Origin of the sequence: Nitratidesulfovibrio sp. D1 (genome assembly GCF_051133415.1) — a bacterium.
In the GTDB taxonomy this organism is placed as follows: domain Bacteria; phylum Desulfobacterota; class Desulfovibrionia; order Desulfovibrionales; family Desulfovibrionaceae; genus Cupidesulfovibrio.
In genome coordinates, this window is the sequence record NZ_JBPGNZ010000005.1 from 396,542 (window position 1) to 411,282 (window position 14,741).

At 67.9% G+C, this 14,741-nt stretch carries 15 protein-coding genes; 13 read left to right on the forward strand and 2 right to left on the reverse strand.

The annotated features are described in order from the left end of the window. Positions 1-2: 2 nt before the first annotated feature. The 7 genes from ACR4XJ_RS12475 (at position 3) to ACR4XJ_RS12505 (ending at position 5,469) form a co-directional block, all read left to right on the forward strand. A complete protein-coding gene (locus ACR4XJ_RS12475) occupies positions 3-662 on the forward strand; it encodes a 4Fe-4S dicluster domain-containing protein (RefSeq protein WP_434755499.1) in 660 nt (219 codons plus the stop codon). Continuing rightward, positions 631-1,263 (forward strand): NADH-quinone oxidoreductase subunit C, encoded by a 633-nt coding sequence (locus ACR4XJ_RS12480; RefSeq protein WP_434755500.1) that lies wholly within the window; start codon positions 631-633, stop codon positions 1,261-1,263. The genes ACR4XJ_RS12475 and ACR4XJ_RS12480 overlap by 32 nt, the downstream gene beginning before the upstream one ends. A gap of 35 nt (positions 1,264-1,298) precedes the next feature. Continuing rightward, the gene (locus ACR4XJ_RS12485) at positions 1,299-2,405 is read left to right on the forward strand and encodes a nickel-dependent hydrogenase large subunit (protein ID WP_434755593.1); all 1,107 of its coding nucleotides are present in this window, start codon (positions 1,299-1,301) and stop codon (positions 2,403-2,405) included. 28 nt (positions 2,406-2,433) lie between these two features. Further along, on the forward strand, positions 2,434-2,820 hold the full coding sequence (locus tag ACR4XJ_RS12490; RefSeq protein ID WP_434755501.1) for a hydrogenase maturation nickel metallochaperone HypA: 387 nt from the start codon (positions 2,434-2,436) through the stop codon (positions 2,818-2,820). A 4-nt stretch (positions 2,821-2,824) separates the two neighbouring features. Beyond that, the gene (locus ACR4XJ_RS12495) at positions 2,825-3,361 is read left to right on the forward strand and encodes a 4Fe-4S dicluster domain-containing protein (protein WP_434755502.1); all 537 of its coding nucleotides are present in this window, start codon (positions 2,825-2,827) and stop codon (positions 3,359-3,361) included. 475 nt (positions 3,362-3,836) lie between these two features. Continuing rightward, positions 3,837-4,466, forward strand: a complete 630-nt coding sequence (locus ACR4XJ_RS12500) for a DUF47 domain-containing protein (protein ID WP_434755503.1) — start codon at positions 3,837-3,839, stop codon at positions 4,464-4,466. Next, entirely contained in the window at positions 4,459-5,469 is a 1,011-nt protein-coding gene (locus tag ACR4XJ_RS12505) for an inorganic phosphate transporter (RefSeq protein WP_333507383.1), read from the forward strand. The genes ACR4XJ_RS12500 and ACR4XJ_RS12505 overlap by 8 nt, the downstream gene beginning before the upstream one ends. Before the next feature lie 104 nt (positions 5,470-5,573). Here the strand turns inward: ACR4XJ_RS12505 and ACR4XJ_RS12510 are convergent, their stop codons facing one another. Together ACR4XJ_RS12510 and ACR4XJ_RS12515 are read right to left on the reverse strand one after the other, a co-directional pair. After that, positions 5,574-5,798 (reverse strand): TraR/DksA family transcriptional regulator, encoded by a 225-nt coding sequence (locus tag ACR4XJ_RS12510; RefSeq protein WP_434755504.1) that lies wholly within the window; start codon positions 5,796-5,798, stop codon positions 5,574-5,576. A gap of 117 nt (positions 5,799-5,915) precedes the next feature. After that, positions 5,916-6,431: a YhcH/YjgK/YiaL family protein gene (locus tag ACR4XJ_RS12515; RefSeq protein ID WP_434755505.1), complete on the reverse strand. Its 516-nt coding sequence runs from the start codon at positions 6,429-6,431 to the stop codon at positions 5,916-5,918. A 361-nt stretch (positions 6,432-6,792) separates the two neighbouring features. On the opposite strand from ACR4XJ_RS12515, the gene ACR4XJ_RS12520 reads away from it, so the two are divergent. The 6 genes from ACR4XJ_RS12520 to ACR4XJ_RS12545 all read left to right on the forward strand — a co-directional run bounded on the left by ACR4XJ_RS12520 (position 6,793) and on the right by ACR4XJ_RS12545 (position 14,706). After that, positions 6,793-8,889, forward strand: a complete 2,097-nt coding sequence (locus ACR4XJ_RS12520) for a methyl-accepting chemotaxis protein (protein ID WP_434755506.1) — start codon at positions 6,793-6,795, stop codon at positions 8,887-8,889. A 243-nt stretch (positions 8,890-9,132) separates the two neighbouring features. Further along, the gene (locus ACR4XJ_RS12525; RefSeq protein ID WP_434755507.1) at positions 9,133-9,879 is read left to right on the forward strand and encodes an N-acyl homoserine lactonase family protein; all 747 of its coding nucleotides are present in this window, start codon (positions 9,133-9,135) and stop codon (positions 9,877-9,879) included. Between the two features lie 157 nt (positions 9,880-10,036). Beyond that, positions 10,037-10,474: an OsmC family protein gene (locus ACR4XJ_RS12530; RefSeq protein WP_434755508.1), complete on the forward strand. Its 438-nt coding sequence runs from the start codon at positions 10,037-10,039 to the stop codon at positions 10,472-10,474. Between the two features lie 263 nt (positions 10,475-10,737). After that, a complete protein-coding gene (gene pgl / locus ACR4XJ_RS12535) occupies positions 10,738-11,475 on the forward strand; it encodes a 6-phosphogluconolactonase (RefSeq protein WP_434755509.1) in 738 nt (245 codons plus the stop codon). Positions 11,476-11,570: 95 nt separating this feature from the next. Further along, on the forward strand, positions 11,571-13,913 hold the full coding sequence (locus ACR4XJ_RS12540) for a DNA topoisomerase 3 (protein WP_434755594.1): 2,343 nt from the start codon (positions 11,571-11,573) through the stop codon (positions 13,911-13,913). A gap of 298 nt (positions 13,914-14,211) precedes the next feature. Beyond that, positions 14,212-14,706, forward strand: coding sequence for a rubrerythrin family protein (locus ACR4XJ_RS12545; RefSeq protein ID WP_434755510.1), 495 nt, complete (start codon positions 14,212-14,214; stop codon positions 14,704-14,706). Positions 14,707-14,741: the final 35 nt, after the last annotated feature.

A 14,741-nucleotide genomic window follows, 5' to 3' on the forward strand; every position in this document is an offset into this window, starting at 1 on the left:
CCATGCTGGGATTCCTGAAGATACTCGCGCGCAACGTGGCCCAGGGGCCGTCCACCGACCCCTTCCCCTTTGCCGAGACGCATACCCCCCGCCGCTTTCGCGGCAAGGTGACCATGGACCCGGCCAAGTGCGTGGGCTGCGCCATCTGCCGCCACGTGTGCGCGGGCGGGGCCATCCGCATCGAGCCGCACGAGGACCGCAGCGGCTACGACTTCACGGTGTGGCATAACACCTGCGCCCTGTGCGGGCTGTGCCGCCACTACTGCCCCACCGGGGCCATCACCATGACCAACGACTGGCACAACGCGCACCTGCAGGAACGCAAGTACGAATGGGCGGAGCACCACTACGTGCCCTACCTGCGCTGCACCGGCTGCGACGCGCACATCCGCATGCTGCCGCCGGACCTGGCCACCCGCGTGTACGCCAACCACGCCCACGACCTGGACTTTCCCGCGCTGCTGCGGATGTGCCCCAAGTGCCGCCAGGTGGCCGCGGCCACCCGCGCCGCCACGCTGGCCGCCCACGCGGGCGAGACCGCACCCCAAGCCGGACATGACGAAGCGGCCGCCCCGGCCACTGACACTCCCCCTGCCCTCAATGACGCCATTGTCGATGGAGGACGCACCGATGCTGACACGCCCCGCGCAAGCGCAGGCTAAGGCCCTGCTGGACCAGCGGCTGCCCGACGCGGCAGGCGCGGACATATCCTGGACCGAGGACGCCCACGGCAACCTCTACGGCTGGCTGGTGCTGGAAGAGGCCCCGCGCCTTGCGGAACTGGCCCCGGCCATGGCCCGCTGCCGCCTGCGCCTGTGCACCATGACCGCCTACGACCCCGAGCGCGACCCGGCCAACCCGCGCCGCGCCATCGCCTACCACTTCGACCTGGACGGCCTGACCTTCACGGTCACCGCGCCGCTGGTCATGCCTGAAGCGGGCGAGGACGGCGAAGCAACGGGCAGGCCCGAGGTGCCCTCCATCACCCCGTGGTTCCGCAACGCGGACTGGAACGAGCGCGAATTCATGGAGATGTACGACATCGCGGTCACCGGCCACCCCAACCCCAGGCGGCTGTTCCTGGACGAACGGCTGGACGCGGGCGTCATGGGCCAGATGATTCCCCTTTCCACCATGATGAACGGGGCCTCCACCCAGGACCTGTGGGAACGCATCATGTCGGCGAAGCTGCCCGAGGGCACCACCTCCGTCACCACCGTGCCGGAATCCGACGGCGAAACCGGCGGGGAGGCACGGGCATGAGCACCGCCGTCCATACCCCCCACGCCCCCACCACCATGGATACCCACGTGAACACCGACCCGCGCGCGGGCTTCACCCTGCCCGTGGGGCCGCTGCACGTGGCCCTTGAAGAGCCCATGTACTTCCGCGTGAGCGTGGAAGGCGAAACCGTGAAGCGCGTGGAGATCACCGCCGGGCACGTGCACCGGGGCATGGAGGCGCTGGCCCTGCGGCGCAACCTGTTCCAGAACATCGTGCTCACCGAGCGGGTCTGTTCGCTGTGTTCCAACAGCCACCCCTTCACCTACTGCATGGCGGTGGAGAACCTCGCGGGCATCGTGGTGCCCGAGCGGGCCCGCTACCTGCGCTCCATGGCCGAAGAGATCAAGCGCATCGCCTCGCACCTGTTCAACGTGGCCATCCTCGCGCACATCATCGGCTTCAAGTCGCTGTTCATGCACGTGATGGAAGTGCGCGAGATCATGCAGGACATCAAGGAGACGGTGTACGGCAACCGCATGGACCTCGCCGCCAACTGCATCGGCGGCGTGAAGTACGATGTGGACGCCGACCTGCTCGCCTTCCTGACCCGCAACCTGGACCGTGTGCAGAAGCACGTGGAAGAGATCCACAAGCTCTACCGCAACGACCCCATGGTGCGCGGCCGCACCGTGGGCGTGGGCGTGCTGTCGCCGGAAAACGCGGCGGAATACGCCGTGGTGGGTCCCGTGGCGCGCGGCAGCGGCCTGGCCGTGGACATCCGTAAGGACGTGCCCCACGCCGCGTACCCGCGCCTGGCCTTCGACGTGATCACCGAAACCGGCTGCGACGTGCATTCGCGCGCCCTGGTGCGCCTGCGCGAGGCCATGGAATCCATCAGTCTGGTGCGCCAGTGCGCCCGCGACCTGCCCGGCGGCGACCTGGTGGCCCGGCTGCCGGAAATCCCGGCGGGCGAAGCCGTGGCCCGCAGCGAGGCCCCGCGCGGCGAACTGATCTACTTCCTGCGCACCGACGGCACCGACGTGCCCAACCGCCTGAAGTGGCGCGTGCCCTCGTACATGAACTGGGACGCGCTGGGCGTGATGATGCACGACTGCAAGGTTTCGGACGTGCCGCTCATCGTCAACTCCATCGACCCGTGCATCTCGTGCACGGAACGATAGCCGCAAGAAACCACGAAGGCAGGCGGTCATGCACGAATCGTCCATTGTCGAAGGCATCCTGCGCATCGTCTCGGACGAGGCGGCGCGCTACGGCGCGGCACGCGTCTCCCGCGTGTCGCTGGCCGTGGGCCTTCTGGCGTGCGTCGAGCCGCGCACCCTGACCGCCTGCTTCGAACTGCTGGCCGAAGGCACGCCCGCCGAAGGCGCGCCGCTGGACGTGCACCTGCTGCCCCTGCGCGGCGCCTGCCCGGCCTGCGGCGACGTGGAAACCCGCAAGCGGAACTTCTCCTGCCCTTCGTGCGGCCACGACGCCGTGCACTGGACCGGCGGCAGGGAACTGTACATCGCAAGCATAGAAGTGCCCTCCCCGGATGCCACCGGCCTTCCGGCAACGGCGCAAACCATGGAAGGATAGCACCATGACCAATTCGCTCATGCGGTACGTCGTCTTCGCGGAAGCCGACAAGTGCAAGGCCTGCAAGAAGTGCGAACTTGCCTGCATCGCCTCGCACAACAACATGACCATCAAGGAGGCGGTGAAGAAGCGCAACCTCTTCCAGCCCCGCGTCCACGTCATCAAGACCGACAGCGTCAAGATGCCCGTACAGTGCCGCCAGTGCGCCGACGCGCCCTGCGCCCGCGTGTGCCCCACCGACGCGCTGGTCCAGGAGGACGGCGTGGTGGTGATGCGCCAGCAGTACTGCGCCGCCTGCCAACTGTGCGTCATGGCCTGCCCGTACGGGGCCATCGAACTGTCCTTCATCGGCCTGCCCGAGGAGGGCGCGGCCGATGCCGCCCAGCCCGTGCAGCCCCGCCGCGAGGTGGCCGTGCGCTGCGACGTGTGCGCCGACTGGCGCGCCAGGGAAGGCAAGGAGCAGGGGGCCTGCGTGGAAGCCTGCCCGGTGAAGGCCCTGCACATGGTCACCGTGGACGAATACCGCGCCATGCAGCGTTAGGGCCGCACCGCCGCGGCCCGGCGGCCATCCCCCGGCCATGCCCATCACGGGGCGGGAAACTTCCCGCCCCTTTTTCTTGCGCCGCGGGCAGCCTCCGGTCCCGGCAAGGGCTGTTCAAACGCTCAACATACCGCCATCGCAGGACTTCTTTCCGGTTGCCTCTTCCGTCATCGTTCCGTAACAAAACCGCGTTATTTCGTGGCGAATTCGTGACAATGCCGGTTGCCCGGACGCTGGGGGAAGCGTAGAATTCCCGCGGCCCCGACCGGCCTTTTTTGCGCATGGGCAGCGCACGTCCGGCACCCGCCGGGACCGCAACACATCCGTAACCGTCGCCGCTTGCGTGGCGGCCGTCCCCGCCACGGGACCGGCCAGATCGACCGGATCGACCGGACCGGCCATATTGGCGGGACCGGCCGGATCGGGGGGGGGACGGCGGGTCCGACTCGCCAAACGACAACACCGGAGCCACCGCATGGCCTTGAACCTGTTTCCCAAGACCGTCCGCTTCTTCGAACTGCTGGGCCGCCAGAACGCCATGCTGGTGGAAGCGGCCGATCTGCTCAGCCGCATCCTGGAGGAGTTCGGGAAGGTCGACGACGCCTGCAAGCGCGTCAACCTCATCGAGGTGGAGGCCGACGAACTGTGCCGCGAAATCTCGCGCCAGCTCTCGCTCACCTTCATCACCCCCATCGACCGCGAGGACATCTACCGCCTGAACCTGTCCCAGGAAGACTCCATCAATCTCATCAAGGGCATCGCCACCCGGGCGCGGCTGTACGGGTTCACCTACATCCGCTTTCCCGCCCGCAAGATGGCCCGCAACATGCGCGAGATGGCAGGCATCACCGGCGAGATGATCTGTTGCCTCAAGGACAAGACCGACGTGGCCGCGCAGGTGAAGCAGCTGAAGGCCATCAAGGGCGAATGCGAAATGCTGCTGGGCACGGGCCTTGCCGAACTGCACGACATAGAGAATCTCGACATGCGCGCCGTGGTGGACATCATGAAGTGGACCCAGGTGTACGACCGCATCGAGTTGGCCGTGGAACGCCTGGACGACCTTGCGGACGCCATCGAGGAAGTGGTGCTGAAGAATGCTTGAGATACCGGTGCTGCTCGTCGTCATCGTCATCGTCGCGCTGATCTTCGACTTCACCAACGGGGCGCACGACTGCGCCAACGCCATCGCCACCGTGGTCTCCACCAAGGTGCTCTCGCCGCGCACCGCCGTGGCCATGGCCGCCGTGCTGAACCTTTTCGGGGCCATGCTGGGCGAAGAGGTGGCGCACACCCTGGGCCAGGGCATCGTGAACACCGACATGGTCATGGGCAGCCAGACCCTGGTGCTGGCGGCGCTCCTCGGGGCCATCGCCTGGAACCTGATCACCTGGTATTTCGGCCTGCCGTCCTCGTCGTCGCATGCGCTCATCGGCGGGCTGATGGGCGCGGCCATCACCCATGCCGGGTTCACCACCCTGAACGGCATGTCCATCGTCAAGAAGATCCTGGTGCCGCTGGTGCTGTCGCCCCTGGCGGGCTTTGCCGTCAGCTACGCGTGCATGATGCTGCTGATGCTGCTGTTCTGGCGCACCAACCGGCGCACGGTGACGCGGTCGTTCGAGAAGTTGCAGATCGTCTCCTCCGCCTTCATGGCCACCAGCCACGGCCTCAACGACGCGCAGAAGACCATGGGCATCATCACCCTGGCCCTGTTCCTGTTCCACCAGATCGACACCATCCACGTGCCGCTGTGGGTCAAGCTGTCGTGCGCGCTGGCCATGGCGCTGGGCACCGCCCTGGGCGGCTGGAAGATCGTGAAGACCATGGGCCACAAGATATTCAAGCTGGAGCCGGTGCACGGCTTCGCGGCCGAAACCTCGGCCGCCGTGGTCATCACCGGGGCCTCGCTGATGGGCGCGCCCATTTCCACCACCCACACCATCACCGCCTGCGTGTTCGGCGTGGGGGCCACCAAGCGCCTGTCCGCCGTGCGCTGGGGCATCGCGGGCAACCTGGTGGTGGCGTGGATACTCACCATTCCCGCCGCCGCCACCATGGCCTCCGTCAGCTTCCTGATCATGGAACTGCTGGGCATCGCGGACTAGCCGCCTTCCCGTTGCCGTTGCCGTTGCCGGACACGGAACGCGGAACGCGGAACGGCCCGCGACCATGACGATCGCGGGCCGTTCGGGGGTGACCGGGTTCGGGGCTAGTTGCCCGCTTCCATCTCTTCCTGGCAGGCCTTGCACAGTCCCACACCCGGCACGGCGGCCAGCCGGGCGGGGGGAATGGGTTCGCCGCATTCGCGGCAACAGGCGACGCCATCGATCCATTCGGGCCCCTCGCGCCCCTGCGCGGAGGCGCTCCGCGCACGGGACAAGGCGGCTTCGCGTTCCAGCCGCTCCAGTTCCTGGGCCTGATCGAAAATGTCCATGAGACCTCCTGGTTGTCCCGATCCGCTCCCTGTCAGCGCTACGTCCGCCCCCCTCGGCGCGGGGCGTGCCCGCGCGCATCCGGCCTGACTCCATCAGCCGTCATTGTCCCGCGCTTCCTACCCGTCCAGCCCCCGTGCGGGGATGCCTGCCACGGCAAGGGCGTCCACCCGCACCTTGGCCACCGCCTTGACCATGGCGGCCGGGCCGCCCGGCACGGCGATGCCCGGCATGTGCGCATCCTCTGGGAACAGCGCCGCGAAGGTGCCGGGTTGCAGCAGCACGCGGGCGCAGGGGCGCTCCGTCACGGAAAAGAACCGCACGTCCCTGTCTTCGGCGTAGGGGCCCAGGGCCCCCAGACCGGCCAGCGGCGTCCAGTCCATCCATTCCATACCCGAAAGAACGTACTGGATGTCAATATGCCTGCGGTGGGCCTCCAGCCGTCCGCTGCCTTCGGGCTTCGTATCGTAGCGCCCCACCTCCACGTACACGCTGCCCTCCGGCGCCCCGGCGCAGGGCACGGGATGGCGGCCGGAGGCCGCATCGGGCGCGAGGTTGGCCAGAAAGGCGAAGGCAGCCCGCCACGCGGGGCCGAGATCATACCGCATCCACGTGTCCGACGTACCGATGATCATCCTTTCCTCCAGTTTCGTGGCGGGGTTCCGCCGTTCCGGCGGCGGACAATATAGTGTCGCCGGGCGGCGCGCAACCATGCCGCGCATGCGCGCACGGCGGCACGGCGACATGACCGCCTCCCCTGGACACATGAGCGCAACCCCTTATCATTGTAGTGATGCTCGCAAATTTATAATATGCACAACAGCATGCCTCTTGCCAATCTTCATGAATATGGGCATGAAGGCCGCGCGGCGCACGGAAGCGGCTGGGGAGCCATCCGGGTGCCGGCGCGGGCGCACACTCCTCGCAATCCCGGCCACACGACGGAAGGGTTCACGGCGGGCCTACCGTAAACATCCAGTCGTCATGGGGGGCACCATGTCTCTGACCATCCGCAGCAAACTGATCATCGCCTTTCTCCTGTCCATCGTCGTCGCCATCGGCAGCGTTTCCGCCGTGGTGTCCATCGAAATCCGGCGCGCCTCGTTGCGCGATTTCGAGGATTCATCCAGCGCCCAGTTGGAACGGGTGAACGACTTCATCGCCACCTTCTTCGAGGCGGCCCAGCGCAACGTGGTCTACATGGCCTCGCTGCCCCGGGTGGTGGAGGCCAAGGGGCAGGTGGCCTCGTACGCCGACACCAAGCAGGACAACAAGCTGTTCCACGCCTCGATGACGCCCGAGGAACAGGCGCTGGCCAAGGTGCTCACCCTGATGGGGAAGGCCAACAACTGGTACGACGAAATCTTCATCGGCTACCAGGACGGCGGCTTTATCAGCCACATCGACGGCTCCGGCGTGCCCGCGGGATACGACCCGCGCAAGCGCCCCTGGTACAAGGAGGCCATGGCCTCTTCCGGCAACACGCTGATCAGCAAGGCCTACCTGTCCACCACCGGCTATCCGGTTGCCAGCGTCATGAGCAAGGTGCGCGCGGGCTCCGGCGAGATCGTGGGCGTCATGGGCGTGGACATCAACCTTTCCACCCTGACCAAGGTCACCTCCAACCTGCGCATCGGCAAGACCGGCTACGTCATGCTGGTAGAGGACACCTCGGTCATCCTGTCCGACCCCAGGCACGAAAAGTTCGGCTTCAAGAAGGCCGAGGACACCGGCGTGCCCGCCATGGCCCAGATCATGAAGATGCAGCGCGGCACCTTCGAGGCACCCATGGACGGCACGGACAAGCTGATTACGGTGTTCACCGGCTACCAGGGCTGGAAGATGGCGGTGGTCATCGACAAGGCCGAGGTGTACGCCCAGTCGGCCAGCGTGGTGAACTACATCCTCATGGTGGGCGCGGGCATCGCCGTGGTGCTGATGGTGGTGGCGTGGCTGCTGGCCCGTTCCGTGGCCAACCCGGTGCAGATGCTGGTGGCCGCATCCGGCCGCGTGGCGGCGGGAGAATTCGACGCCCTGCCCGACGCGCGCCACTTCTCGGGCGAACTGCTGGACCTGCACGGCAGCCTGCGCGCCATGGTGGGTAACCTGGGCGAACTGCTGGGCACGGCCAAGGCCAAGACCGCCGAGGCCGAAGAGCAGACCCGCAAGGCCGAAAACGCCCTGCGCGAGGCCGAGGAAGCCCGCCTGCGCGGCGAACAGGCCCGCAAGGAAGGCATCCGCCACACCGCCGAACGGCTTGAAGGCATCGTGGCCAACGTGCGCAACGCCTCGCACGAACTCGCCGGGCAGGTGGACGAGGCCCGGTCCGGCGCAGAGGTGCAGCGCGCCCGCACGGCCGAAGCCGCCACCGCCATGGAACAGATGAACGCCTCGGTGCTCGAGGTGGCCGCCAACGCCTCGCGCGCGGCCGAAAGCGCCGAGAACGCCAGGGCGGAAGCCGAGGCGGGCGGCGCCATCGTGCGCGACGTGGTGGACAGCATCCGCAAGGTGGACGAGTTCGCCCGCGACATGAGCGGCGGCCTTGGCGACCTGGGCAAGCGGGCCGAGGGCATCGGCAACATCATGACCGTGATCACCGACATCGCGGACCAGACCAACCTGCTGGCGCTGAACGCGGCCATCGAGGCGGCCCGCGCCGGTGACGCCGGGCGCGGCTTCGCCGTGGTGGCCGACGAGGTGCGCAAGCTGGCCGAAAAGACCATGACCGCCACCAAGGAAGTGGGCGACGCCATCACCGCCATCCAGCGCGGCACGCAGGACAACATCACCGGCATGGGCCGCGCGGCCGAGGTGGTGCAGCGCAGCACCGACCTGGCCTCCAGGGCGGGCGAGGCGCTGGCGCGCATCGTGTCCATCGTGGAATCCACGGCCGACCAGGTGCGGTCCATAGCAACGGCGTCGGAGCAGCAGTCCGCCGCGTCCGAGCAGATCAACCGAGGCACCGACGAGGTGAACCGCATCGCCTCGGAAATGGCCGAGGCCATGGCCCAGTCCACCCGCGAGGTGGGCGAACTGGCCCGGCTGTCGTCGGAATTGCAGGACGTCATTCACGGACTGAAGGAAGACAGCTAGGCGGGCCGCCGGGCTACCGGCCCCCGCGCACCGGAAGCGGCAACGCAACCAACCGCACGCCCCGGCATCCCCGCGATGCCGGGGCGTTTCCGCTCCCCGCGCCCATTTCCCACCAAAACGGGAGGGAATCGTGACAACCGGGGCGGAAGTGCTTACTCTCTGCCCCGTGGCCGGGCACCCGCGGGAAGCGCCCGCGGAAAGCCCCGGCCATCTTCCGGCAACCGTCAGCACGCGAGGCGTCGCATGAAATACCGCATCCACCCCATCGTCGTGGGTTCCAAGGTCTTCGACAAGGGCATGATGACCTACCAGCACGACTACGGCACGTCGTACACCATCCCCATCTACGCCTGGTACATCGAGGGCGGCGACAAGCGCATCCTGGTGGACACCGGCGAACTGAACCCCATCGTCTCGCCCGACCGCGAGGCGGCCCTTGGCGGCAAAATCCACACCTTCGAGGCGGGCTTGGCCAAATTCGGGCTCACCCCGGCGGACATCGACGTGATCATCCACACCCACCTGCACAACGACCACTGCGAAAACGACTACAAGTGCGAAAACGCGGAGATATGGGTGCACGAGAAGGAACTGGAATCGATCCACAACCCGCATCCGCTGGATTTCCGCTACCTCGAGGACTACATCACCGACGTGGAGGACAACGGCCAGTTGCGCGTGATCACGGAAGAAGAGCGCGAAATACTGCCTGGCATCCGCGTGGTGCACACCCCGGTGCACACCGAGGGCGGCCTGACCGTGTTCGTGGACACGGAACAGGGCGTCGCCGCCATCACCGGGTTCTGCATCATCGACGAGAACATGAATCCCCCCGCCGCCATCCGGGGCATGGAGATGGAAGTCATTCCCCCCGGCACCTGCATCAACCCCAAGCAGGGCTACGACATCATGCTCAAGGTGAAGGAGGCGGCGGACATCGTCATTCCGCTGCACGAGCCGCGCTTCGCCCGCATGGAGACCATCGGCTGACCGCAGCCGCCCCGCGCGGCGCACCCCACGACACGACACCACACCACGGTCGAACACCGCCCGACACCCGCGCAGGCGCGCCCCACTCTCAACAGTCGCGCTCCAGTCTCGGCTGTCGCGCCGCACCCCACGCCGGAACATCCACAGGAGCCGCACCATGACCATGAAGTTCATCGACGTCGCCTTCAACGGCGGCATGAAGATCGACGCCATTCTCCACCCCGCCGTCGCCGCCGGGCAGGACGCGCCCGCCATCCCGGACACCATCGTCCGCACCGACCAGCCGGTGAAGGACGGCGGCGAAGGCACCGCCCCTACCCCGTTCGAACTGTTCCTGGCCTCGCTGGCCACCTGCGCGGGCGTGTACGCCCAGCGCTTCTGCGAGGCCCGCAAGATATCCACGGAAGGGCTGGGCATCCGCGTGGGCTGCGAATTCGCGCCCAAGGGCTTCCAGGTCACCCGCATGACCTTCGTGGTCACCCCGCCGCAGGGCTTTCCCGCCGAATACCGCGACGCGCTGATGCGCGCCGTGGAACTGTGCACCGTGAAAAAGCACATCATGACCCCGCCCGCCTTCGAGGTGGTGCTGGCGTAGGCGTCCCCCCGGCCGCCCGGAGCCGCGCCGCCCGGCGCACGCCATTTTCACCCGTTTCCGGCCGTTCTCCGCAGCGCCGTGGCCCGCCACGGCGCTGCCATATTCATGGGGCCTTCCGGTGTTGCCGGGCGGCCCCCCCGCCCCCTTTGCCCATTCCCACGCGGCCTGTCCTGTGGCAGATTCGCCATGGGGAACACTCCCGCGCCGCGCGGGCCGCACCCGCACCCGAACCGCCAACCGGAATCGCCGCCACCGGAGCCGCCATGCCTCACCGTTCCGTCAACCTTGCCCTCCACGTCATGAAGAATCCGGCCGCCATGGCCGAAAAGGCCGCCCAACTGCTGCTGGAACGTTGCGAGCGGGCCGTGGCCGCGCGCGGCGTGTTCACCCTGGCCCTGTCCGGCGGCAGCACGCCCATCCCCCTGTTCCGCCTGCTGGCCACCCCGGCCTGGCTCGACCGCCTGCCGTGGGAAAAGATCGCCGTGTACTGGGTGGACGAGCGCTGCGTGGAGCCGGACCACCCGCAGAGCAACTACGGCGTGGCCCGGCGCGAACTGCTGTCGCTGGCCCCGGCCACCCGCTTCTACCGCATGAAGGGCGAGATGGACCCGGTGGAGGGCGCGGCCGCCTACGAATCGCTGCTGCGCGAGCATTTCGACCTGGAGGACGGCGCCTGGCCGCGCTTCGACATGGCGCTGCTGGGCATGGGCGAGGACGGGCACACCGCGTCGCTGTTCCCCGATTCCACCGGCCTTGCCGAACGCACCCGCCTGGTCATCGACCAGTACGTGCCGGCCACCAAGAGCGACCGGCTTACCCTGACCCTGCCGGTGCTGAACAACGCCCGCTGCTGCGTGTTCCTGGTGTCCGGCCGGGAAAAGCACCCCGTGCTGGCGCGGGCGCTGGACCTGCTGGCCGAACCCACCCTGCCCGCGCAGTTCGTGAAGCCGGCCAACGGGGACCTGGTGTGGATCGTGGACGAGGGGGCCGCCAAGGGGTAGGGGCTGTTTCCAACGTGTCCTTTCGCCCGCTGGCCGGGTTCGCGGGGACGTCCCGCACCGGCAACCCTTCATCCTCCGGCATCTCCACCACGCCCATGTCCAAGACCCTGATCATCGCAGAAAAGCCCTCCGTTGCGCGCGAACTGGCCCCCCTGGTGGGTGCCACGCAGCGCCGCGCGGGCTTTCTGGAAGGCCCGGACCATCTGGTCAGCTGGGCCGTGGGGCATCTGGTGGGCATTGCCGAGCCGGAGGAGCAGGACCCGGCCTGGGCGGGCCGCTGGACCCTGGACCAGTTGCCCATGCTGCCGCCGCGCTTCCGGCTGCGGGTGCTGCCGGAGACGGCGGACCAGTTCGCCGTGCTGCGCCGCCTGCTGGCCGACGAGCGCGTCACCGGGGTCATCAACGCCACCGACGCCGGGCGCGAGGGCGAGCTGATCTTCCGGCGCATCTACCTGATGGCCGAATGCACGAAGCCGGTGCGCCGCCTGTGGGCCAGCGACATGACCGAAGAGGGCCTGCGCAAGAGCCTGGCCCGCCTGCTGCCCGACGCGGAAAAGCGCAACCTGGGGCTGGCCTCCTTTGCCCGCGCCGAGGCCGACTGGCTGGTGGGCATGAACTATTCGCGCCTGTTCACGGTGAAGACCGGTGGCCTCGTCTCCGTGGGGCGCGTGCAGACCCCGGTCCTGTGCCTGCTGGCCGCCCGCCGCCGCGAGATCGAGCAGTTCGTGCCGCAGGATTTCTGGACCGTGGAGGGGGTGTTCGCCCCCGGTACGGGCAAGGGACGCGCCGCGCAGGACGATGCGGCCACCCCCTGTACGCCCGTTGCTTCCCAGGACACGCCCGCTACTCCGCCCGCCGCTTCCCCGGACGCGCCGGACACCTTTCCCGCCGTATGGCACCGCCCGCCGGAACTGCGCGAAACTCGTGTGGACAGCGAGGACGAGGCCGCCGCCATCGCCGCCGCCTGCACCGGGCGCGAGGGCGTGGTGGAATCGGTGGCCAGCAAGGCGGGCAGCCAGCAGCCGCCCCTGCCCTTCGACCTGACCACCCTGCAACGGGAGGCCAATACCCGCTTCGGCCTGTCCGCCAAGGACACCCTGGGCCACGCCCAGGCGCTGTACGAAACGCACAAGCTGATCACCTACCCGCGTACCGATTCCCGCCACCTGACAAAGGAACTGTTCGCGGAAATCCTGAACCACTTCAGGGCCATCCACCACCTGTACCCGGACGAGACCATGCTGGCCGTCACGCGCATCAAGTCCGGCAAGGTGAAGTTCGCCTGCGTGGACGACCGCAAGGTCACCGACCACCACGCCATCATCCCCACCGCCCGCAAGGGCGACCCGGCCCGCCTCTCGCAGGCGGAACGGCAGGTCTACGAGATGATCTGCCGCCGGTTCATCGCCGCCTTCTGCGCCGAGGCCAGATTCTCCACCTCCACGGTCACGGTGAAGGTGGGCGAGCACGCCTTCATCGCGCGGGGCAAGGTGTTCAAGGAAAAGGGCTGGCTGGCCGTGGAGCCGTGGCGCGCGGCGGAAGACACCCCCCTGCCGCCCCTGCGCAAGGGCGCGAAGCTGCACACGCATGACATCCGCCGGGTGAAGCGCCAGACCAAGGCCCCGGCCCACTACACGGACGCGTCATTGCTGGCGGCCATGGAAACCGCCGGAAAGCTGGTGGAGGACGAGGAGTTGCGCCAGGCCATGAAGGAACGGGGCCTCGGCACACCCGCCACCCGCGCCCAGATCATCGAGACGCTGCTCCAGCGCGGCTACGCGGGCAAGCAGGGCAAGCGGCTCATCGCCACCGACCGGGGCATGCAGGTGGCCGAGGTCATCGAGGCGTTGCTGCCCGACGTGGCCTCGCCCGAACTGACCGGCACGTGGGAGAAGGCCCTCAAGGACATGGAGGCGGGCAAGGCCACCTACCCGCAGTTCATGCACGGGATACGCGAAAGCGTGTGGCACGGCGTGCACCGCATCAAGCGGGTGGGCGGACGCAACCTGGACCGCCTGCTGGACGCCGCGGCCGAACGCCACGCCCGCACGCCCGACGGCCTGTGCCCCCTGTGCGGCGGCGAGGTGCGCGAAACCCCGCGCGGCTGGGCTTGCACCGGGCAGCCGCCCGCCCCTTCCGGAAAGAAACGCGGCAAGCCATCGGGGGACGCGCCCGAGGCTGAAGGGGCCGCGCAGGACGGCGTGGCGGAACCCGTCGCCGCCAACGGCGGGCGCTGCCCGTTCATCATCTGGCGCACCACCTTCGGCCGCGAACTGGACGAGCCCACGGCGCGCGAACTGCTGGCCACCGGCCGCACCGCGCAGGCCATGGACTTCACCTCGCGCCAGGGCAAGAAGTTCCGGGCGCATCTGGTGCTGAAGGGGGGCCGCCTGCGCCCCGAATTCGTGCCCGACGCTGCCCCCGTCTCCGACATCTAGAACCGTCGCGCTCCCGCACGCCTTCGCGCGCGTCCTCGTCAAGTCCGCGCCATCAACCGCAACGCAGCCCCACGCCGCCCATATCCCGCGCAGTTCCGGCCGTCCGGCCACCACCGGCCCGCGCCTCCGTTTCCCGTTTTCAACGCGGGCGCCTTCCCCGTCCGGCGTCATGCCGTATGACCGGGACAATTTCTTTCGGGAAACTTCAAAAAAGCACTTTACAAGGCCATGGATGGAAGCTAAACAGGAATTGTTCCTGACAAGGAACCCAACCATAAAACCAGAAAGGAGCATATCGATGAGCAAGACCCACGAGAACATCATGGCGGCCTTTGCCGGCGAATCCCAGGCCAACCGCAAGTACCTCGCCTTCGCCAAGCAGGCCGACAAGGAAGGCCTGCCGCAGGTCGCCAAGCTGTTCCGCGCCGCCGCCGAGGCGGAAACCATCCACGCCCACGGCCACCTGCGCAACGCGGGCAAGATCGGTTCCACCCTCGACAACCTCAAGTCCGCCATCGAGGGCGAAACCTACGAATTCACCAAGATGTACCCGCAGATGATCGCCGAGGCGGAAGCCGAAGGCGAAAAGGTTCCCGCCCGCTACTTCGGCTGGGCCAACGCCGTGGAAGAGGTGCACGCCAACCTCTACAAGAAGGCGCTGGAAAACCCGGCCGCCCTGGCTGACGTGGACTACTACGTCTGTTCCGTGTGCGGCTACACCCATGAAGGCCCGCACGACGACAAGTGCCCCATCTGCAACGCCTCGGCCTCCGCGTTCTACAAGGTGGCGTAGCTCCCCTGCACGAGCGGCGCGTCCCTTCGGAGGGC